General features: G+C 70.7%; 14 protein-coding genes and 2 rRNA genes. 2 read left to right on the top strand and 14 right to left on the bottom strand.

What is annotated here, in order from left to right; translation table 11 throughout:
- Window positions 1-33: 33 nt before the first annotated feature.
- The 7 genes from GVV75_RS08845 to GVV75_RS08815 form a co-directional block, all read right to left on the bottom strand.
- Window positions 34-1227, bottom strand: coding sequence for an LCP family protein (locus tag GVV75_RS08845; protein ID WP_159524469.1), 1194 nt, complete (start codon window positions 1225-1227; stop codon window positions 34-36).
- Between the two features lie 60 nt (window positions 1228-1287).
- Window positions 1288-4395 carry a CDP-glycerol glycerophosphotransferase family protein gene (locus GVV75_RS08840; RefSeq protein WP_159814368.1) on the bottom strand — a complete coding sequence of 1036 codons (3108 nt, stop codon included), beginning with the start codon at window positions 4393-4395 and terminating at the stop codon, window positions 1288-1290.
- Between the two features lie 38 nt (window positions 4396-4433).
- Window positions 4434-5609 (bottom strand): branched-chain amino acid aminotransferase, encoded by a 1176-nt coding sequence (locus tag GVV75_RS08835; protein WP_159717784.1) that lies wholly within the window; start codon window positions 5607-5609, stop codon window positions 4434-4436.
- Between the two features lie 133 nt (window positions 5610-5742).
- Entirely contained in the window at window positions 5743-6813 is a 1071-nt protein-coding gene (locus GVV75_RS08830) for a 3-isopropylmalate dehydrogenase (protein WP_159814366.1), read from the bottom strand.
- Between the two features lie 276 nt (window positions 6814-7089).
- Window positions 7090-8121, bottom strand: coding sequence for a ketol-acid reductoisomerase (gene ilvC, locus GVV75_RS08825; RefSeq protein ID WP_159524473.1), 1032 nt, complete (start codon window positions 8119-8121; stop codon window positions 7090-7092).
- Window positions 8122-8130: 9 nt separating this feature from the next.
- Window positions 8131-8679, bottom strand: a complete 549-nt coding sequence (gene ilvN, locus GVV75_RS08820; protein ID WP_175994047.1) for an acetolactate synthase small subunit — start codon at window positions 8677-8679, stop codon at window positions 8131-8133.
- A gap of 5 nt (window positions 8680-8684) precedes the next feature.
- A complete protein-coding gene (locus tag GVV75_RS08815) occupies window positions 8685-10463 on the bottom strand; it encodes an acetolactate synthase large subunit (protein WP_159524474.1) in 1779 nt (592 codons plus the stop codon).
- A 272-nt stretch (window positions 10464-10735) separates the two neighbouring features.
- On the opposite strand from GVV75_RS08815, the gene GVV75_RS08810 reads away from it, so the two are divergent.
- On the top strand, window positions 10736-12400 hold the full coding sequence (locus tag GVV75_RS08810; protein WP_235905702.1) for an aspartate:alanine exchanger family transporter: 1665 nt from the start codon (window positions 10736-10738) through the stop codon (window positions 12398-12400).
- 91 nt (window positions 12401-12491) lie between these two features.
- Here GVV75_RS08810 and GVV75_RS08805 read toward each other — a convergent pair whose 3' ends face one another.
- Window positions 12492-13778 carry a threonine/serine ThrE exporter family protein gene (locus GVV75_RS08805; protein ID WP_159524475.1) on the bottom strand — a complete coding sequence of 429 codons (1287 nt, stop codon included), beginning with the start codon at window positions 13776-13778 and terminating at the stop codon, window positions 12492-12494.
- 207 nt (window positions 13779-13985) lie between these two features.
- On the opposite strand from GVV75_RS08805, the gene GVV75_RS08800 reads away from it, so the two are divergent.
- Complete coding sequence (locus tag GVV75_RS08800; RefSeq protein WP_236266116.1) at window positions 13986-15044, top strand: LacI family DNA-binding transcriptional regulator; 1059 nt, start codon at window positions 13986-13988, stop codon at window positions 15042-15044.
- A 37-nt stretch (window positions 15045-15081) separates the two neighbouring features.
- Here the strand turns inward: GVV75_RS08800 and GVV75_RS08795 are convergent, their stop codons facing one another.
- From GVV75_RS08795 to GVV75_RS08770, 6 genes are all read right to left on the bottom strand, one after another.
- Complete coding sequence (locus tag GVV75_RS08795; protein ID WP_159814364.1) at window positions 15082-16293, bottom strand: glycoside hydrolase family 32 protein; 1212 nt, start codon at window positions 16291-16293, stop codon at window positions 15082-15084.
- A 14-nt stretch (window positions 16294-16307) separates the two neighbouring features.
- Window positions 16308-17117: a carbohydrate ABC transporter permease gene (locus GVV75_RS08790; RefSeq protein ID WP_159814362.1), complete on the bottom strand. Its 810-nt coding sequence runs from the start codon at window positions 17115-17117 to the stop codon at window positions 16308-16310.
- 12 nt (window positions 17118-17129) lie between these two features.
- Window positions 17130-17999, bottom strand: coding sequence for a carbohydrate ABC transporter permease (locus GVV75_RS08785; protein ID WP_159625924.1), 870 nt, complete (start codon window positions 17997-17999; stop codon window positions 17130-17132).
- A gap of 1 nt (window position 18000) precedes the next feature.
- Window positions 18001-19386 carry an ABC transporter substrate-binding protein gene (locus GVV75_RS08780; RefSeq protein WP_159814360.1) on the bottom strand — a complete coding sequence of 462 codons (1386 nt, stop codon included), beginning with the start codon at window positions 19384-19386 and terminating at the stop codon, window positions 18001-18003.
- A 1524-nt stretch (window positions 19387-20910) separates the two neighbouring features.
- Window positions 20911-21028 (bottom strand): 5S ribosomal RNA (rrf, locus tag GVV75_RS08775).
- A 259-nt stretch (window positions 21029-21287) separates the two neighbouring features.
- A 23S ribosomal RNA gene (locus tag GVV75_RS08770) occupies window positions 21288-21531 on the bottom strand; the annotation flags it as partial.

Raw genomic sequence — 21531 nt, 5'->3', positions numbered from 1 at the left:
ACGGCTGGCGAGCGGGGCCACATGGCCTCCGCCTCATTCGACGGCCGCTGGCAGTTGCGGGACGGCGTCGGCGTGCTCGGCGAGGTACTGGGAGACGGTGTCGTTGGCGACCGCCTCGAACAGCGCGGCGTCGGCGGCCCGGTCCAGCAGGACGATCGACTGGCCGTCCTCACTCGTGCCCGTCCCCTGGACGGGGGCGGTCACGTAGGTGATGCCGCTCGATCCCAGGCCTCGCAGGCTCAGGGCGAGGGACTGCATCTCGTCGATAGAGAAGCCCTCGTCCACCGCCATGGTGCGGGCCGCCACGGAGAGGAATCTGTAGAGCCCCGCGGGATCGGACATGAGGCCCCCGTTGAGGACCTGGGAGACGACGGCCCTCATCCAGGCCTGCTGGCGCTGGATCCTGGAGAAGTCGCCCCGGGAGAGGCTGTAGCGCTCCCTGGTGAAGGCCAGGGCCTGCGCGCCGTTGAGGCGCTGGGGGCCCGCGGCGAACTCGGTACCCGCCAGCGTGGTCGGATTCCTCAGGCGCAGCGTCACCCCGCCGATCTCGTCGGTGAGGGCGGCGAAGGACTCGAAGTCGGTCACCGCGAAGTGGTCGATGCGCACGCCAGTGAGGCTCTCAACGGTTTGGATCGCCAGGGCCGGCCCGCCGTAGGAGAAGGCGGCGTTGATCTTCCCGGTGCCGTGCCCGGGGATGGGGACCCAGGAGTCCCTCGGGATGGAGATGACCGAGACGCCCCGGCGGTCGCCGTTGATGTGGATGAGCATCATGGCGTCCGTGCGCTGGCCGCCCTGCTTCCATTGGGAGGGGTCGCCGGCGCTGATCCGGGAGTCCGACCCCATGACGAGGATGTTGACCGGGGCATCGCCCTGGGCGTCCGCCGCGGAGGGGCGCTCGGTGAGGCTGGCGAAGGGGTCCGGGATCCTCTCGATGGCCGAGTCCACGCGATGACGCAGCCACCATCCGAAGGCGCCGACGCCCGTGACCAGGACGAGCAGGAGGACCAGGACGGAGACGAGCCCGACCCGCCAGCGGCGCCCTCGGCGCCCTCGGTGGCGCGCGGGGAGCACGGCGCGGGTCGCGTCATCGGCGGGGCCCGGATCAGCGGGGCTCATCGGATCGCCTGGCAGGGGCACCTCGGCGCTTGAATCGTCGGTGTCGCTCGGCACATCCGGATTTCTCGCGTTGTCATCAGCGGCAGGGACGAGATCAGGGGTCTCGTTCATGTAACTATGCCATCACACCAGTGGCGTTTCCACCAGCCCGAGGGCCCGGCGGGAGTGTCATCAGGGCAGATGCCCCAGGGACTGCGCCACCCAGGCGCGCAGATGCGCCAGCGTCCGCTCGACGGGATCGGGGCCGGAGCCCTCCACGGCCACGGCGGCCGGACTACCGCCCGGGCTGGGAGGAGCGGCCAGGGCCCGGCACAGCTCGGCGATGAGCTCCGCATCGTCGTGGGTGACGGGCCAGGGGGCGTCGTCCGGCCAGCGGCCGTACAGGCCCTGACGGCGCCGGTAGTCCTCCAGGTCGGGCACGTGCACGATCGCGGGGCGGCCCGTGAGCGCGAAGTCCATGATGATGCTCGAGTAATCGGTGACGAGGACGTCCGCGGCAAGCATGAGGGCCTCCGCGCGGGGATGCCCGCTGACGTCGATGACGCCCGCGGGGGCGCCGGGGCGCCCACCCGGGGCAGCGAGCGCGAGGCGGTTCATGTGGTGCCCGCGCACCAGGACGACGGCGCCGGTCTCTCCGGCGATGCTCGCGGCGTCGGCGATGCGGGTGATCGGGGCCTCCCCCTCGCGCAGGCCCTCGCGCCAGGTGGGGGCCAGCAGGACCACCGGGGCGTCGTCGGCGATACCCAGCTCGGCGCGTGTTCGGCGCCGGATCTCGGCCCGGGGGCGCTCCCCCGCGGTCAGGGGCGCGTTGCGGGGGTACTCCCCCACCCAGGTGGGGCCCGCGAAGCCGAGCGCCGAGCGCAGGCGTTCCTCGGCGGCGGGCGTCTGCGCGAGCAGCAGGTCCCACTGCGGGGCCTGGGAGGCGATCATGCGCAGGTAGGTGAGGCTGGTCGCCCCGGGGGCGGCGTCGTGGCCGAGGCGCTTGATCGGCGTGCCGTGCCAGGTCTGCAGGACCCGCTGGCCGGGGCGCTTGACCCACCAGATCGGCAGGCAGTCGTTGGTGATGATGACCCGTGCCGCACGCAGGGCGCGGAACCACTCCTGGCCGCCGCGGACGACTGGGATCGTGCCGGGTGGCGCGGGCACCGTCCCGTCGACGACGGAGAACCAGAGTGGGGCGCCCAGCCCCTGGCGCGCCAGGTCCGCGGCGATGGCGCCGGGGCTGTCCTCGCCGCTGCGGCCCTGGAAGGACTCCAGGAGCACGCCGTCGACGAGCGGCCCGGCGTCCTCCTCGATGAGCAGGCGCCTGCCGCGCCGCGTCCGCTCCCCGGGGGCCAGGGGCGCCAGCAGGCTCAAGGAGACGCGCCCGGTCTCGATGGCGAGCCGCGCGCCGCGGGAGCGGCCCGCCGCATCGACCACCGGGGCGAGCCCGGCCGCGGGGGCGCAGTCCGTGAATGCCCCGCCGGGCAGCGCCCATCGGAGCCGGTAGGCCCCTCGCGCGATGCCGGGGTCGTTGAGCGGGATCGAGGCGCGCCACAGGGGGCCGGAGGTTCCCATGGCGGCTTCGGCGGCCCCCTGCGAGGAGGTCAGGATGAGGCGCGCCGAGGACTCCTCCACCCAGTCGCCGCCGGGCCCCTCCAGCCAGAGGCGCTCCCCCTCGGCCCAAGCCCGGCCGATCCGGGCGGCCCCGGGCGCCTCTCCCAGGGTCGAAGGCCCCCCACCGGGGGCGGCCAGTGCCGCGCCGACGCGCAATCGACCGTCCTCGCCTCGCCAGGCGGCGCTCAGGCCCGAGCCCACAGCCCCGCTCATCCAGATCGGGGCCGCCAGGTGGTCCGAGAGTTCCTGGGCGCCCGCGCTCAGCGCCACGCGCAGCGGGGCGCCGGTCCCGGGCGGCGCGCCCAGGGTCACGGTGGCGCGGAAGCCCGCGGCCCCGTAGCCGCGCCAGGGGTCCTGGGCGGCCTCATCGGCCTCGGGGGCGCTGCGCGGCTCGACCTCGACGGCGCTCGGCGCGGGCGGCCCGTGCTTGGCAGGAGTGGCGCCTCCCTCGCTGGCCGACTCGCCGACGAGGGCGATCCGGGGCCTCCCGGCGAGCGCGGGATCGAGGCCGGGCACGCGAGCCCAACCCTCGATGACGAGGGTGCTCGCGTCGCGCCACGCCAGGGTCGTGGCGCGGGCCTCCACGCGCAGGTCGATGGGCCGCACGGCGAGCAGCTCCGCGGGCAGGGCGGTCAGGCGCCCCAGGACGGGGGCGGCGGCCGCCAGACCGGCGCGGGCATCGGGGACGAGGGGGAGGCTGGTGGTGTCCTCGGCGCGCGAGGCCAGTGCCTCCCAGAACTCATCGAGGGGGCCATGGGCGAGGACCCAGAGCAGCACCCGGTCGAGGAGCGGCAGCGTCGCCCAGGCCGGGTCGGCCGCGCTGGGGACGAGCCGGACGGCCAGGGCGCGCAGGCGCCGGGTCCCCTCATCCCCGGCCGTCGCGGCTAACAGGGCCAGGGGCAGGAGCCTGTCCCTCAGGACGCTCCCCAGGACGCGCTCGCGCACGGGCCCGGCGGCGCCGCTGAGCAGCGCCGGCAGGTGATCCGCCGTGCGGGCCAGCTGCTCCAGCCGGCGCTCGCGACTGAGCGGCCCCATCGCCGTGCGGGAGCGGACGAGGGCGTTGACGACGTCGATCCGCCTGGCGGCCAGCAGCAGGCCGAGGACGGCGTCGGCGCTGTCCTGAGAATCACCGAGCGCGCCGCCCGCGGCCAGGCGGCACCAGGCGCTCGTGCGGGCCACAAGACGGCCGGGCGCCGGGGCCTCCAGGACGCCCAGGGCCTCATCGAGCCGAAGTCCGCGGCCCGCGGGGCCCAGGGGCTCGGCGCGCCAGTCGCCGTCGAGCACGCGGCTCGCCCCGACGGCGAGGTCGGATCCCGATCGTTTGAGGGAGTCGATAAGGGCGGCGGGCCCATCGTGCTCGATCCGATCCTCCCCCCTCATAAGGAGCGCCCATCGGGAGCGGGCGGCCCCCAGGGCCGCCCCGGCGCCGCCGTCGATGACGCGGACGCGGGAGTCCCGGGTGGCGAGCGCCTCGACGGCCTCGCGGGCGGGCCCGCTCAGGGCGTGGCCCCCGGCGGCCCCGCCCGCGGCGACGATGACCTCGACCTGGCGCAGGGACTGGTTGAGGCAGGAGCGGATCGCCGCCTGGGCCGCCTCCGGGCCCCCGGGGGAGGCCAGGACGAAGCTGAGCGCGGGCCTGCCCCACCGCCGTCGGAGGCGCTGGGGCAGTCGTGGGCCGGGCACGATCAGGGATGGGGCGGGTCAGGGGACGGCGCCGCGGCTCAGGCGAGCCGGTACATCCATCCGTAGGGGTCGGGCTCGAGGCCGTTCTGGATGGCGGTCAGCCGGGAGTGGATCTCGCTGGTCACCTCGTGCCCACCGAGCTCGACCTCGAAGCCCTCCCCCTTGAGTCGGCCCAGCGGGACGACGACGGCCGCGGTCCCGCAGGCGAAGGCCTCGCTGATGGCCCCGGAGCGGATGCCGTCGAGCAGGCCCGGCAGGCTGATCGTGTCCTCGACGACCCGCCGTCCGGAATCCACCAGGAGGCGCAGGATCGCCGAGCGGGTGGATCCCTCCAGGATCGTGCCGGTCAGGCGGGGCGTGCGCACGGTGCCATCGGCGTCGACGACCATGAGGTTCATGCCACCGAGTTCCTCGATGTTCGTCTGGGTGACGTCGTCGAGGAAGCAGACCTGGTCGCAGCCCTGCTCGGCCGCGATCTGCTGGGGAAGGAGGGAGCCGGCGTAGTTGCCGCCGGTCTTGGCCGCGCCCGTACCGCCCCGGCCGGCGCGGTGGTAGTCGCTGGAGACCCAGATGCTGATGGGCGTCAGTCCGCCCGTGAAGTAGGCGCCCGACGGCGAGGCGATGACGTAGTAGTCGATGACGCTGGCGGAGTGGACCCCGAGGAAGGCCTCGGAGGCGAAGGCGAAGGGCCGCAGGTAGAGGGACTCGCCCTCGCCGGTGGGGACCCAGGCGGCGTCGGCGCGCACGAGGCCGACCAAGGAGGCGATGAAGTCCTCCTCAGCAAGCTCGGGCATGGCCAGGCGGCGGGCGGAGGCGGCCATGCGGGCGGCGTTGTACCGGGGCCGGAAGGTCCACACGGAGCCGTCGGCGTGGCGGTACGCCTTGATGCCCTCGAAGACCTCCTGGCTGTAGTGGAGGACGGCCGCCGCCGGGGAGAGGCTGATGTCCCCGAAGGGGATGATGCCGCGATCTATCCAGCCCTGCCCGGCGATCCAGCGGGCGTGGGCCATGTGGTCGGTGAAGCTGGAGCCAAACCCGGGGCTGGCGAGGCGCGCGGCCCGCTCCGCCTCGCTGGCGGGCGCGGGGTTGGGGGTGAGCACGAAGCGGCCGGCGAGCTCGTCCGCCGCGGGGACGGGGACCTCCGCGGCGCGGGCCAGCGGGGTGCTGAGGGAGTCGATCGAGAAGTGCGGCGTCGCAGCGGTGATCTCAGGCATGGGCACACCCTACGTCCGTTCTCATTGACCGGACAGGGGGTCTCACATGCCGTCTTGCGCCGTCGGCGCCGCGGTGGCCCGAGTCGTCGCCGCCGCGGCGGTGCCGCGCCCCGGGGGCGGGCTCCGCGGCGGCTCAGGCCCGAAGCGCCTGGGCGATCGCGTCCCCGATCTCGCTGGTCGAGCGGGTCAGCGGACCGCCCTCCTGGTTGGCGCGCGCCCGGGTGGCCATGTCGGCGTCGACGGCGGCGCTCACCCGCGCGGCGGCGTCGGGCTCGCCGATGTGCTCCAGCAGGAGGGCAACGGCCAGGATCGTGGCCGTGGGGTCGGCGATGCCCTGGCCCGCGATGTCGGGGGCCGAGCCGTGGACGGGCTCGAACATGGAGGGGAAGGCCCGGTCGGGGTTGATGTTGCCGGAGGCGGCCAGGCCGATGCCACCGGTGATGGCCCCGGCCTCGTCGGTGAGGATGTCGCCGAAGAGGTTGTCGGTGACGATGACGTCGAAGCGGGAGGGGTCGGTGACCATGTAGATGGTGGCGGCGTCGACGTGGCAGTAGTCGACGCTCACGCCGGGGTAGTCGGCGCCGACGGCCTCGACGGTGCGCCGCCACAGGTGGCCCGCGTGGACGAGGACGTTGTGCTTGTGGACGAGGGTGAGGCGCTGGCGGCGGGCATTGGCCTGCTCGAAGGCGTAGCGCACGACCCGCTCGACCCCGTAGGCCGTGTTGACGCTGACCTCGGTGGCGATCTCGTGGGGGGTGCCCACCCGCACAGCGCCGCCGTTGCCGCAGTAGAGGCCCTCGGTGCCCTCGCGCACGACGACGAAGTCGATGTCCCCGGGCTCGGCCAGCGGCGTGGGCACGCCCGGGTAGTGCTTGGCCGGGCGCAGGTTGACGTAGTGGTCGAGCTCGAAGCGAAGGCGCAGGAGGAGGCCGCGCTCCAGGACGCCGGAGGGCACGGAGGGGTCGCCGACGGCGCCCAGGAGGATGGCGTCGTGCTCCTTGATGGCGGCGAGGTCCTCATCGGTGAGAGTGTCGCCCGTGGCGTGCCAGCGCTCGGCGCCGAGGTCGAAGTCGGTGCGCTCGATGGACGCGCCGGTGCCGGCCAGGGCGGCGTCGAGGACCTTGAGGCCCTCGGGGACGACTTCCTTGCCGATGCCGTCGCCGGGGATCACTGCGAGCCTGATGGTGTGGGGCGCCTGAGTCATGGGCCCAGGCTAAGCCCTTGCCACGATGCGAGATGCGCGGTCCGCATCCTGACCGCGCCCTTGGGCGACCAACGAGGCGGCGGGCAGCCAACGAGGCCGGGCACGACCACGCGCGCGTCCCCGTGCAGCCGCTGATCGGCCGCACGGGGACGTCGTTGTTCGTAAGGGCACGCCGCCAGGGCACGAGGGCGCCGCCCCTAACGGAGCCAGCGCCCTCGGGCGACTCACCGGGCTGAGCGGATGGGCTCAGTGAACCGGTTGAGTCAGCCGGTCGGTTCAGCGCGCGACGGAGCCCTCGGTGTAGTCGGAGTCGACCTCGGCGCGCCAGGCGAACATCGAGCGGACCTCACGGCCGACCTTCTCGATCGGGTGGCCCTCGCCCTTGGCCCGCAGCTCCTTGAACTCGGGGCCGCCGGCGGCCTGGTCATCCATGAAGCGCTTAGCGAAGGAGCCGTTCTGGATGTCCGCGAGGACCTCCTTCATGTGCTCCTTGACATCCGGGGTGATGACGCGCGGGCCGGAGACGTAGTCCCCGTACTCGGCGGTGTCGGAGATGGACCAGCGCTGCTTGGAGATGCCGCCCTCGACGATGAGGTCCACGATGAGCTTGAGCTCGTGCAGGACCTCGAAGTAGGCCATCTCCGGCTGGTAGCCGGCCTCGACCAGCGTCTCGAAGCCGTACTGGATGAGCTGGGAGGCGCCTCCACACAGGACGGCCTGCTCACCGAAGAGGTCAGTCTCGGTCTCCTCGCGGAAGGTGGTCTTGATGGCGCCCGCGCGGGTGCCGCCGATGGCCTTGGCGTAGGACAGCGCGGTCTGCCAGGCCTGGCCGGTGGCGTCCTGCTCGACGCACACCAGCACCGGGACACCGCGACCGCCCTCGAACTCGCGCCGCACCGTGTGGCCGGGGCCCTTGGGGGCGACCATGACGACGTCGATGTCCGCGGCCGGCTTGATGTAGCCGAAGTGGATGTTGAAGCCGTGGGAGAAGAGCAGGGCGGAGCCGGGCTTGATGTTCGGCTCGATCTGCTCGGCGTACAGGGTGGCCTGGACCTGGTCCGGGGCGAGGACCACGACGACGTCCGCCCAGGCGACGGCCTCGGCGACGGGCTTGACCGGCAGGCCGGCCTCCTCCGCCTTGGCCACGGAGGCGGATCCCTCACGCAGGCCGACGACGACCTCGACGCCGGAGTCGCGCAGGTTGAGCGCGTGGGCGTGCCCCTGGGAGCCGTAGCCGATAACCGCGACCTTCTTGGACTGGATGACGGACAGGTCGGCGTCGTCGTCGTAGAACTTCTCAGCTGCCATGATGAATGATCACTTTTCCTTAAGTTGATCTGTGATGGATCTCGGACCGCGCGTAATGGCGACGGCACCGGACTGGACGATCTCCTTGACCCCGTAGGGCTCCAGGGAGGTCAGCAGTGCCCGGACCTTCGACTCCGATCCGACAGTCTCGATGACCACCGAACTCGGGGAGACATCGACGACATGCGCGCGGAACAGGTCGACGATCTGCAGGACGGCGGTGCGGTTGGCATCGTCGGCGTGGACCTTGATGAGGTAGAGCTCGCGCTCCACCGAGGTGGCGGGATCGAGCTCGACGATCTTGAGGACGTTGACGAGCTTGTTGAGTTGCTTGGTCACCTGTTCCATGGCCCGGCCCTCGGCGTTGGCGATCACGGTGATGCGCGAGACGCCGTCGGTGTCGGTGGGGCCCACGGCCAGGGAGTGGATGTTGAAGCCGCGGCGGGTGAACAGCGCGGACACGCGGGTCAGGACGCCCGGGGTGTCCTCAACCAGCACGGACAGGGTGTGCATCGTGCCCGCGGCGCTCGCCGCGCCCGCGGTACTGGCTGCGCTCATGGGGCTCACTCCTCCTCCCACGCCGGGCTCATGCCCAGGGCGTGCTGAATCTCGTCATTGGACACGCCCGCGGCGACCATCGGCCACACCTGGGCGTCGGCCGAGCAGATGAAGTCGACGACGACGGGGCGGTCGTTGATGGCGTTGGCCTGGGCGATGACGTCATCGAGGTCCTCCAGGCGCTCGCAGCGCAGGCCCACCGCGCCGTAGGCCTGCGCCAGGGCCACGAAGTCTGGGACGCGCCGGGTTCCGGAGCCGGTGTGCAGGTCCGTGTTGGAGTAGCGCTGCCCGTAGAAGAGAGTCTGCCACTGGCGCACCATGCCCAGGGAGGAGTTGTTGATGATGGCGACCTTGATGGGTATGTCGTTGAGGACGCAGGTGGCGAGCTCCTGGTTGGTCATCTGGAAGCAGCCGTCGCCGTCGATGAGCCAGACGGGGCGGTCGGGCCGGCCGAGCTTGGCGCCCATGGCGGCGGGCACACCGTACCCCATGGTGCCGGCCCCCGCCGAGGTGAGCCAGGACCGAGGCTGGTTGAAGCCCAGGAAATGCGCGGCCCACATCTGGTGCTGCCCGACGCCGGTGGCCCAGATCGTGTCCCTGGGGGCGCCGGCGGCCAGGTGGGTGATGACCTCCTGGGGCTGGAGGACGCCGTCGTCGGTGTCGGTCCAGGCAATGGGGTAGCGGCGGCGGACATCGGCGACCTCGGCCACCCAGGGCTCCAGGCTCACGCGCTCCTCGCCCTGCGCGGCGATCGCCGCGGTGAGCGCGGGGACGACATCGAGGAGGTCGCCGACGATGGGCACGTCCGCGGTGCGGATCTTAGAGATCTCAGCGGGGTCGATGTCGACATGGATGACGGCGGCGCGCCGGGCGAAGGTGTCGGGCCTGCCCGTGACGCGGTCGTCGAAGCGCGCGCCGAGGCTGACGACGACGTCCGCCCTCTGGAGGGCCCCGACGGCGGGCACGGTGCCGTGCATTCCCGGCATCCCCAGGTGGAGGGGGTGGTCGGTGGGCATGATGTCCAACGCGGTGAGCGTGGTGACGAAGGGGGCGCCGAGGGTGTCGATGAGCTCGGTGAGCGCCTCGGTGGCGATGCCCGCCCGGGCCAGGCCCCCGCCGAGGTAGAGGACGGGGCGCTGCGCGTGGGCGAGGACCTCGGCGGCCTGCTCGATGCGCCGCTGGTTGGGGCGCCCGGGAAGGCTGTAGCCGGGCAGGCTCAGCCGGGGCGGCCAGCGGAACTCAGCGGTGCCCACCTGGGCGTCCTTGGTGACGTCGACGACGACGGGGCCCGGGCGCCCGGTGGAGGCCAGGTGGAAGGCCTCGGCGATGCGCTCGGGGATCTCCGCGGGATCGGACACCAGGAAGGAGTGCTTGACGAAGGGCATCGTCGAGCCGATCACGTCCGCCTCCTGGAAGGCGTCGGTCCCGATGGAGCCCGCGCTCACCTGCCCCGTGATGGCGACCATGGGCACGGAGTCCATGTGCGCGTCGCCGATGGGGGTGATGAGGTTGGTCGCCCCGGGACCGGAGGTGGCCACGCACACGCCCGGCCTCCCGGTGGCCAGGGCGTAGCCCTGGGCCGCGTGCCCGGCGCCCTGCTCGTGGCGCACGAGGACGTGGCGGATCCTGGAACTGGCCAGCAGTGGATCGTAGAAGGGGAGGATCGCGCCGCCCGGCATGCCGAAGATGTCGGTGACCCCGAGCTCCTCCAGAGAGCGCACGAGGGCCTCTGCTCCCGTCATCACCTCGGGGACGGCCGCGTTCGGGGTGTCCTGGCGCGCCATCATCGCCCTCCAATCGGTCGGTCCTCCCGGCGCGGCGCCGGCTGGGACCACCGTATGGCAGTCCACGAGGCGAGTCATATCAGAGACCGATCATCTCACATCATGGAATCACGGATGGCGGGAGGGGCATGTGTCCCGGTCAGGCCGCATCCCGGGCGCTGTGCCTTTGGTCCGTCATCAGACATGGTCCCGTTAATGAGAGAATGTCCGGGCATCCGCCGGCGCGACCGGCGGGCAGGGGGCATCGCCGCCCCGGACATGACCGCTTCTCAATGACGACCCTGCGCGCCGAGGCCGGGCAGGACCGGAAGGCTACGATCATCGTGACCCACGGACTACTCACCCATCTGGCCGAGAACCCCGTTCTCGTGCTGTTCCTGCTCATCGGGCTGGGGATGCTCGTCGGCCATGCGAAGGTGCGCGGAGTCAGCCTGGGGGCGGCCGCCGTCCTCTTCGCGGGCATCGCCCTGGCCGCCTGGGGGATCTCCCAGCAGGTCGAGATCACGATCCCCGCCCCGCTGGGGACGCTCGGCCTGGCGATCTTCACCTTCGCTATCGGCATCCAATCGGGCCCCAACTTCTTCCACGTGCTGCGCACCGCGGCGGGGCCCCTGGCGCTCATGCTGCTGTTCTTCGTCGTGGCCGCGGGCGCCGGCCTGGGCCTGGGCCACGTCCTGGGCATGGACTCCGCTCAGATCGCCGGCACCTTCGCCGGAGCGCTCACCAACACGCCGGCGCTGGCCGCCGCGGGCAACGCCGCCACGCTCTCGGGGAATCCCGAGGGCGCCGCGATCGCCACGGTCGGCTACGCCGTCGCCTACCTGTACGGCGTCATCGGGATGCTGTTCTTCACCCTCCTGGCCCTGCGCTACCGCAGCTCGGACCGCGACAAGCCCTCCCCCCTGGCCAACCGCACGATCCGCGTGGAGCGCTCCGACGGCCCGATGATCGCCGACATCGCCACCAGGATCTCCGGGGAGCTCAAGTTCTCGCGCCTCAGGCGCGGTGAGACCGGGCCGATCACCCGCCCCTCGGGCGAGGACCGCGTCTTCAAGGACGACCTGGTGACCGTTGTCGGCAGCCAGGACGCCGTCAACCAGGTCATCAAGGAGCTGGGGCACGGCTCATCGCACTCCCTCATCGAGGACCGCAAGTACCTCGACTTCCGGCGCATCACCGTCTCGGACCCGAAGCTCGCCGGCCACACCGTCGCCGATCTCGACATCGACCGCCGCTTCGGCGCGACGATCTCGCGCGTGCGGCGCGGCGACGTCGACATGGTCGGCACCCCGGACCTGGTCCTCCAGCAGGGGGACCGCGTGCGCGTCGTCGCCCCCACCGGGCGGATAGCCGAGGTGTCGAAGTTCTTCGGGGACTCCGCGCGGGGCCTGTCCTCGATCAATCCCATCGCGCTCGGCCTGGGCATGGCCCTGGGCATCGTCATCGGCGAGTGGGAGATCCTCACCCCCACCGGCGCCACCTTCTCCATCGGCTCGGCGGCGGGCACGCTCCTCGTCGGGCTCGTGTTCGGCCGGATCGGGCGCATCAAGAGTTTCGTGACCGCGATCCCCTTCACCGCCACGGCCGTTCTCGCGGAGTTCGGGCTTCTGGTCTTCCTCGCCCAGGCCGGCACGAAGGCGGGAGGCCAGATCGCCGACGCCTTCACCGGCGGCGACTGGTGGAAAATCCTGCTCACCGGGTTCGTCATCACGACGATCGTCGGGATGGGCCTGTACGCCTCGATGCGCTGGATCGTGAAGATGGGCGGGACGCGCCTGTCCGGGCTCATCGGCGGGGCGCAAACGCAGCCGGCGGTCCTGGCCTTCGCCAACGAGCGCACCGGGGCCGACCCCCGGGTGGCCCTGGGCTACGCGATGGTCTACCCCGTGGCCATGATCGTGAAGATCCTCATGGCGCAGATCCTCGGGGGCCTGTGAGGCGCGGCCCGCGGGCACGATGAGGGCCCGGGCTCACTCATGGTGGGCCCGGGCCCTCATCGTCAGCGCTTGGCGCCGGCGCACTCCGCTCTCAGTCGCCCTCGGGCTCCGGCAGCTCGATCATGCCCGAGGTGGGCACGTCGTGGCGCCAGTTGCGGTCCGTCATGATGCGGGCCAGCGCGAGGCCCACGCCGATGGCGATGATGACGAAGAGGACCTCCGCGATGCTGGCGGCCGCCTGACCGACGGCCACCCGCCTGTCGACCGTGTGGTCATTGAGCGCGGAGATCGCGCGGTAGAAGGGGACGCCGGGGATCATGATGACGACCGCCGGCACGGACAGCGCCACGCGGGACAGGGAGGCCCGTGAGACGAAGGCCTGGGCGAGCAGGCCGATGGCGACAGCGGCCAGCCCCACGGCCATCTGCCACGGAACCTCGTGAACGTCGGTGAGGACGAGCCTGCCAGTGTTCGCCACGGCCCCGATGATCGCGGAGATGAGGCAGGCGCGCGCCCGGGCGTTGAACAGGATGGCGAAGCCGTAGGCGGCGACGAAGGAGCACAGGAGGCGGAGGCCGTAGAGGAGCGGTCCCTCGGGCGTGGGGGCCGGCGTGCCGTTGACGTCCCAGTCGGCGATGGAGGTGACGGTCCAGACGGCGACGCCGGCCGCCATCATGACCATGACGACGTAGGACATGCGGGACACCGCGGAGGAGAAGTCCTGGCGGAACAGGTCGAGCATGGCAGTGACCATGGGGAAGCCGGGGATGAGGAAGAGGATCGCGGAGATGATCCCGCCCTGGTGCCCTGCGGAGATGATCCCGGCGGCGCTGAGCCCGCCGATGACCACCATGTAGAGGGTGGACGCGATGACGCCGCTGACGAGCCAGGTGTAGAAGTGCTGCATGTGGCGCACGAGCATGGCCCGGCGCGCCGCCTGTCCGAGCGCGGCGGCGAAGAGTACCGCGAGGCACTCGGCCCATCCTCCCTTGTTGAGGAAGCAGAACCCGGCGCAGGCGATCCCGGAGGCCAGGGCATTGGTGATGGGGCCGTACAGCCCGCGCATCGACTCGACCTCGGTGAGCTTGGCCTCGAGGACCTCGACGCGCTCGTGCGCGCGCAGATCGTGGACGATGCGGCGCAGCGCTTCGAGCCGATCGACATTGACGCCGACGCGGCGCACCTCGGCGGCCTCCGTGCGGAAGCGCTCCCCCTCGTAGGAGGAGGTGACGAGTTCCGTCATGGTGACGGTGGCCTGGTGGCGGTCGATGCCGACGGCGGAGGCAGCCCTGGCCATCGCCGACTTCACCCGGTAGGAGCCGGCTCCAGCGGCGAGCATGAGCTTGCCGAGGTGGAGGACCACCTCGGACTGCTGCATCAGCCTGTCGGCGTCGAGGCCGGATCGGAGGCCGTGAGTATCGTTAGGGAGAGGCGTCTCATTCACGGCGTTATGCTGCCTGACGCCGCTGGCCCGGGCGGGGCCCGAAGGCCCAGAGAGTCGCGTGGCGCTGAGCACGTCCCCCCATGGGGCGCCGGGGCGCGGGGCGGATTGACAGCGCGTTGGGGCCCTGGTGCCATATGGGGCATGACAGGCAACGAGAGGCAGTCACGTGCTCGCGCCGCGGATGTGGCGGCCGCCGCGGGGGTGTCGACGACCGCCGTGTCCTTCGTGCTCAATGGCCGCGACGAGGGCAATATCTCGCCCGCGACGCGGGAGCGCGTCCTGCGGGCGGCGCAGGAGCTCGGCTACCGCCCCAACCATGTCGCGCAGAGCCTGCGACGGAACTCGACCAGGTCGATCGGGCTGGTCACGGACGCGTTCGCATCCTCGCCCTTCGGGGGAAGGCTCCTCTCTGCGGCCACTGAGGAGGCCAACTCCGCCGGCGAGGCCCTGCTCATGATGGACCTCGGTGGCCGCATGGATCGGGCCGCGGAGGCGATCGAGGCCCTGGAGAGCCGCCAGGTCGATGCCATCATCTACGCGACGATGGGCTTCACCGAGCTCGATGAGCCCCCGGCGTCCCGCCTCCCCCTCGTGCTCGCCAACTGCGTCGCGCGCCGCGGCTCCAGGCCCTCGGTGAGCCCCGACGACGCCGGTGGGGCCACCGCCGCCCTCGAGCATCTGGCGGGCCTTGGCCATCGGCGCGTGGCGATGCTGGGAGGGCACTTCTCCCCCGGCGCGCGGCCGGCCGACGTCGGGAACGTCTCGGGACCGATCCGCTGGCGCGCGTTCCGGGCCGCGGCCGAGCGCAGGGGGATCGATGCCCGGCTCGTCGGCCGGGGGTGGATGATCGACGATGGCTACACCGCCGCGATGGAGGCCCTCGGCCTGCCGGAGTCGCAGCGGCCGACGGCGCTCTTCGCCGCCTGTGACCGAGTCGCGGCCGGGGCGCTGCTGGCGGCCGCGCGCCTGGGGTTCTCGGTTCCCGATGATCTGTCGATTATCGGCTTCGACGATCAGGAGGCGCTGGCGGAGAGCCTCGTCCCGCCGCTGACCACTGTCGCCCTCCCCCACGCCCTCATGGGCTCCACCTCGGTCGCGATGGCCTTGGAGGCTGTCCGGGGGGAGGCGCCCGGCCCGTCCCATCGCGTCCTGGAGTGCCCTGTCATGGTCCGCGGCTCGACGGCGCCGCCCCGGCCGTGACGATCGCCGTCGAGTCGGCGGCTCCTGCGCGAGGCCCTCAGGGGACTCGCGGGATGATGGCCTGGGCCCTGGCGGTCCCATCGGTGGCGCAGCGCAGCTCCCATGGCTCGTCATGCCTCCATGTCGCGGGGATCCCCGAGTGGCGGTAGAGCTCGAGCACGGCGCCGTCGACCCAGACCTGGTCCCCTGGGGACAGGTCGACCACCCCCCGGGCGGGGTGGCTGAGCCGCGCGCCGTCCCCGAGGACGTCGATCGCGCAGCGCCGATCGGCGAGCACGGTCCCCCCAGCCGGTAGCGCGCTGGCATCCCCGATGAGGGCGGTGGCCGCGCCCGGATCGATCCTGGAGCGGACCTCGCCGCTGGCCAACGACAGGCGTCGGGGAAGACTGAGGCAACCCGAGTGGTCGCGTACCGCTGGGTCCTGGTCCGGCTGGCGCACCCAGCCGAGGAGAAGCGGATCGGCATCCGTGAGCGCGACCTGCGGGGCGTAGAGATCGGCGCCGTCGTCGAGGATGTGAGCGCTCTCGGCGATGAAGCGGAGCCGACCGTCCCTCTCCACGAGGTCGCCGATGGCGGCGACGACCTCGCACAGCCGCCCCTGGTGGTTGAGGGAGACGATCAGGACCCAGCGCCCGCCGAGCGGGAACAACTGGGGGCACTCCCATATGTCGGCGCTCCCGATCCGCCTGAGCAGGGGGTCGTCGTCGACGAGCAACCCGATGTAGCGCCAGTCGGTCTCGCACTCGCGGTCGAACAGGGCGATGGCGGGGCCGCCGTCGGCCAGACCCGCCCCGAGCACCGCCAGCCGGCGGCCCTGGTGCTCCAGCACGTACGGGTCGCGCATGATGACGATGCCGTCGGAGCTCGGGGTGCGCCCTACGACGACCGGCGGCCCCCAGTCGCGCAGGTCGGGGCTGCCCCAGCGCAGGCAGATCGTTGAGACGGCCGAGGAGTCCACGACTCCGGAGTACGCGACGGCGGGCCGGTCATGCCCGGACACGAACACCCCCGACCAGCAGCCGAAGGAGTCGGGCCCGCCGGGCGTCGGTGAGAAGGCGATGGGCTCATCCTCCCAGTGGGCCAGATCCCTGCTGGTGGCGTGGCCCCAGGAGATGTGGCCGTGGGCGGGGGCGAGTGGGTTGTGCTGGTAGAACACGTGCCAGACGCCGTCGACGCGGGTGATGCCGTTGGGGTCGTTGAGCCATCCCCTCGCGGGGCGCAGGTGGTAGCTCGTGGTGGGGGCGGCCATTGTTCCAGTCCTCCTCATCGGTGCAATCCCGCCGTCAGCCCCTCGCGCAGCGTGCGCTGCCCGAAGGCGAAGACGAGGAACGCGGGGATCATTGAGATCACGACACCCGCCAGGACCGTGGCCACGGACCCCGTGCCCATATTGCCCTGGAGGGATACCAGTCCCAGGGGAAGGGTGAAGTTCTTCTCGCTGATCTCGAGGATCAGGGGGCGGAAGAACTCATTCCAGTGGAAATTGAAGGCCAGGATCCCCACGATCGCCATTCCCGGCATCGCCAGGGGGGCGTAGATGGAGCGGAAGGTGCGCCACGGCCCCGCGCCGTCAAGCTCGGCCGCTTCCCCCAACTCCGCGGGAAGCCCGAGGAAGTACTGGCGCATGAGGAAGGTCCCGAAGGCCGTGGGAATGGCCGGGAGGATGAGGGCGACGAGGGTATCGGCCAGGTGCATGCCCCGGATCAGCATGAACACCGGCACGATCGTGACCTGCATCGGCACCATCATCGTAGCGAGGATAAAGGCGAACAGCATCTTCTTGCCCCGGAACTCGAACCGGGCGAAGACGTACCCGGCCATCGCGGCCGAGAGCATCTGCCCGAGGGCGATCGCGCCGGTGACGAGCACCGAGTTGAGGATGAGCAGCCACATGTCGACCTTCTCGAACACCGCCGAGTAGGAGGAGAGATCGAAGGAGCTGGGGATGATGGAGCCGTCGGCAGATAGAGACTCTGCGGGTGGCCGCATCGAGGCCAGGACCGTCCAGATCACTGGGGCGAGGGTGACCAGGCTCGCAAGGCCGAGAACTGCGTAGGTGGCGAGTTTCTTCATGGGTCAGGCTCCTCAGCCGTAGAACACGAAACGTCGGGACAGGCGGAACTGCAAGGCTGTCACCAGCATGATGACGATGGTCAGGATCATCCCGATCGCGGAGGCCCTGCCGAACTGGAGCTGTTTGAACGCCGACTCGTAGATCACCATGACCGCGGTGCGGGTGGAGTCCCCCGGGCCTCCTCGCGTGAGGACGTAGGGCTGGTCGAAGATCTGCAGGGCGGAGATGATCGCCATGACGGAGGCGACCAGGGTTGTGGGGCTGACCAGTGGGAAGGTGATCCTCCAGAACTGCTTCCAGCCCGTGGCGCCGTCGACTTGGGCGGCCTCGTAGACATCCTTGGGGATGGAGGAGAGCCCGCCGAGGAACAATAGGAACGAGAACCCGAAGTTCTGCCACACGTAGACCAGGACGACGACCACCATGGCCCCTCTGGTGGAGGTCAGCCAGGGGACGTTGGCGACGCCGAGCATGGAGAGCAGGTGGTTGACCAGGCCGAAGTTCTCATTGAACAAGTAGGTCATGATGATGGAGACCGAGGCCGCGGACAGGATGAGGGGGAAGAAGAGCACCGAGCGGAAGAAGGACCTGGCCATGCTGGGCATCCTCGTATTGACGAGGACCGCCAGCCCCAGGGCGACCGCGAGTTGCAGGGTCACGGCGACGACGACGAAGCCGATGGTGTTGAGGAAGGAGACTCGGATCGTCGGGTCGGCGGCGATGCTGGCGAAGTTGTCCAGGCCGACGAACTTCGGGGGCGTGATGATGTCCCATGAGAAGAAGGCCAGGCCGATCGAGGCGAGGATCGGCAGGAAGCTGAAGATGCCCAGACCGATCACCGTGGGCGCGAGGAACAACCAGATGAGGACTTTCCGTTGCATGTCATGACTCCAGGGCTCGGGTGAGGTCGGCGTCGAGTCGCTCCAGGGCGCCGGGCAGGGCAGCGGCCGAGCCGGTCACCGCGCCGAGGACGTTCTTGATGAGCGCGGTCTCCACGGCGGCCTGCTGCGGCGGCGCGGGGATGGGCGCGCAGGGGTGCTGGTCGAGGGTGTCGTAGAAGACCTTCCAGTGGGCTGGCCCCTTGCCCGCGTAGAGGGCCTCGTCGCACATCGACCGCCGAGTAGGCGTGGTGTCGGGCTTAGTGAACGCCAGTTTCATGCCCTCCAGGGAGGTGCAGAACTTCACCCATTCCCAGGCCTCGTCCTTGCGCTTGGAGGTCTTGAGGATGGCGTAACCGGCCGCGCCGAACTGGTGGCGCTGAGAGCGCCCCTTGGGGAAATAGGCGACGTCGTAGTCCTCCGGTGCGAGCCCGGCCTCCGACAGGCCCTGGACCCAGTAGCCGCCCGCTGGCGTCATTCCGATGGAGCCGCCCGAGAACTGCCCGACGAGTTCGTTGCCGCCGCCCTGGGCGGGGCTGGTGCCCAGGCCCTCCTCTACGACCGCGCGCAGGAACTCGAAGGACTCGGCCACACGGGGGTCGGAGGCGTTCGAGCCCTCCCAGAGATAGCCACCGGAATAGGCGTCCTCCTGGCCCGGGTAGAACTGCTGCCAGAGCCACTGGCCACCGCTGGCCTTCTTCTCCGTGAGGAAGCTGGTGTCATTGGCGTAGAGCCACGGCACCACTCCTCCCCACAGCCGGTTGGTCCAGTAGAACGGGATGAATCCCGTGCCTGAGGCCCTTTTCATCCGCCGCGCCATCGCCAGGAAGTCCTCGTGGGTCCAATCGGCGGCGGGGTAGGCCACACCCGCACGCTCCATCGCGGCGGTGTTGAGGTAGATGTTCGCGGCGTTGAAGTCGATGGGCATCTGGTAGAGGGAGCCCTTGTACATAAACGCCTCGATGAGGCTCGGGTGGACGTCCTCGAAGTAGTTCTTGACCTCGGCGGCGTCGCGCTGAATGTAGGCGTCAAGGGGCTCGGCCAGCCTCTCGGCGAAGAGCTGGGCTCCTTCGGTCGCCACGACGCACACGTCCGGCGGCGTGCCGGCCGCCACCATGGTGAGGATCTTGGCGAAGAAGTCCGCCCAGTCGGCACCCTGGACCGCCTGGAGCTGGACGGGGATATCGGGATGCTGGACGTTAAAAGCGTCGACGAGGGACTTGCGGGCGGCCGCGTCCTGGTTGGTCCCCAGGATCGCGATCGACAGTGAGTTGTCGTACCGCCCGGGGATGTCCGCTCCGATGAGACGCGACCACTGACTGCCGAGGAGAGCCGCTGAGCCCACCCCCACGGCGCCGGTCAGCAGTCCGCGTCGGGACAGCTGAGTCATCGTTGACCTCCTGCCTAATTCGATTTAGGTGGGATCATTGTTGCCCCCGCCACAGACGGTGTCAAGACTTGAATGGGCTGTGGAGCAGCGCGGTTGGCTGCTGCGGCGCTGCGGTGCCTGGCGCGCGCGGCCCCCGGCCCACGCGCGGGCGCGGGCCAGCACGGACGAGCACGAGCCACCCGCCCCCCCGGGATACCGTCTCACCCCCGGGATACCGCCTCACCCCGCAGGAACGGCCTCACCCCGCACAAACCGCCCCACCCCGCACAAACCGCCCCACCCCGCAGAAACCGTCTTACCTCCGGGATACCGTCTCACCCCCGTGATACGGCCTCAAACTGCGAGAATGAGGGCGCAACGCCGGGCCGAGACGGTATCCCCGGGGGCAGGCGGTATCCCCGGGGGCAGGCGGTATCCCCGGGCCCAGGCTCTCGCCTGGAGCCCCCGGGTGGGCGGGGTGCTGACCACTCTTTAGGCCCTCTTGGCGGACGCGGGGCGGCAAAGCGGGGCAACAAAAAAGGGGGGCCGGGCCCTCACCACCGCGCCCCCCAGGCCCCTACCACCGAGTCCTCAAGGGCCCCGCCACCGGGACCCCCGGGGCCCCTTGCTTATCGAGTGATTCTCGGGGCCTGAGCCACCCCTTGTCGCGCGAGGCGTTGGTGAGCGCCGATCAGGGAAGCGACCCATTTTTCAGGCCTGACGCGCCCCCGGGCACGGGACCGGTCGCCGAAAGGCTGATTCGCCCTGCGAAGTCAGGGACCATCCATCATGGGGGTCAACGACATCGGCGTGCTCATCGGCATCGGAGCGCTCATCGGCATCGAGGCCGGCAAGCCCGACCACTGGGGCCCAAGGACCGCAATCCCAAGCCAGCCACCGCGGCGCCCCCGGCCCACGAGCGAGCACGAGCCAGCACGGGCGAGCACGAGCCGCCCCACCCCACACAAACCGCCTCACCCCCGGGATACCGCCCCCCGGGATACCGTCTCACCCCCGGGATACCGTCTCACCCCCGCAGATACGGCCTCAAACTGCGAGAATGAGGGCGCAACGCCGGGCCCAGACGGTATCTGGAGGCCGAGACCGCAACGCCGGGCCGAGACCGTATCCCCGGGGGCAGGCGGTATTCCCGGGGGCAGGCTCTCGCCTGGAACCCCCGGGTGGGCGGGGTGCCGACCACTCTTTAGGCCCTCTTGGCGGACGCGAGGCGGCAAAGCGGGGCAACAAAAAAAGGGGGGGCCCCAGCCCCCCCCCCACCACCGGGACCCCCGGCCCCCTAGCCCCCAGGGGCCCCATCACCGGGACCCCCAGCGCCTCCACCACCGGGACCCCCAGGGACCCCATCACCGAGACCCCCAGGGGCCCCCGGGGCGCGGGGGGGCACCAAAAGCAAGAAAAAGGGTGGTAGGCCCTGTCCTAGTGCTCAACACGCCCCCTTCAAGACCTGCCGCACCGCTCAGCGATACAACACCCCTTAGGACGCGTGGAACAACCCAGAACAGGGCCCACCACCATCATGTGTATGCCCGGCGGTGTCCTACTCTCCCGCCCCCTGGCAGGGACAGTACCATCGGCGCTGGGGGTCTTAGCTTCCGGGTTCGGAAAGGGAGCCGGGCGTGGCACCCCCGCTATGACCACCGGGACGTCTATCAAATTCAACCACCAACCACACCACCCACCAACAAGGAGGGCAAGCAATAGCCCGTGGTATGGCCGGCCCACCCCACACACCCACGATCAAGAAACAAGGGTGTTGTTGTTGGGGGGTTGGGTCCGGGTTGGTCGTGGACCGCATAGTGAGCGCGCGTCTATGATCCCATCAACCACACCACCACCACCAAACGAACCCCCTCAAAACAAGGAGCCTTCCTTTGAGGACTGGCGGCGCGTCGTTATCGTGTGTGTGTGCTTGTATCGGCCGATTAGTGCCAGTCAGCTCGATGGCCCTTACAGGCTGTCCACTCCTGGTCTATCAACCCAGTGGTCTACTGGGGGCCTCCCACCCCCACAAAAAAAGGGGGGGCGTGGATACCTCATCTTGAAGATGGTTTCCCGCTTAGATGCTTTCAGCGGTTACCCGTCCCGAACGTAGCCAACCAGCCGTGCCCCTGGCGGGACAACTGGCACACCAGAGGTTCGTCCGTC

The organism is Actinomyces sp. zg328, assembly GCF_009829635.1.
GTDB lineage: Bacteria > Actinomycetota > Actinomycetes > Actinomycetales > Actinomycetaceae > Actinomyces > Actinomyces marmotae.
The sequence above is the reverse complement of the archived record's forward strand: the minus strand, read 5'-3'. Positions and strand labels throughout refer to the sequence as shown.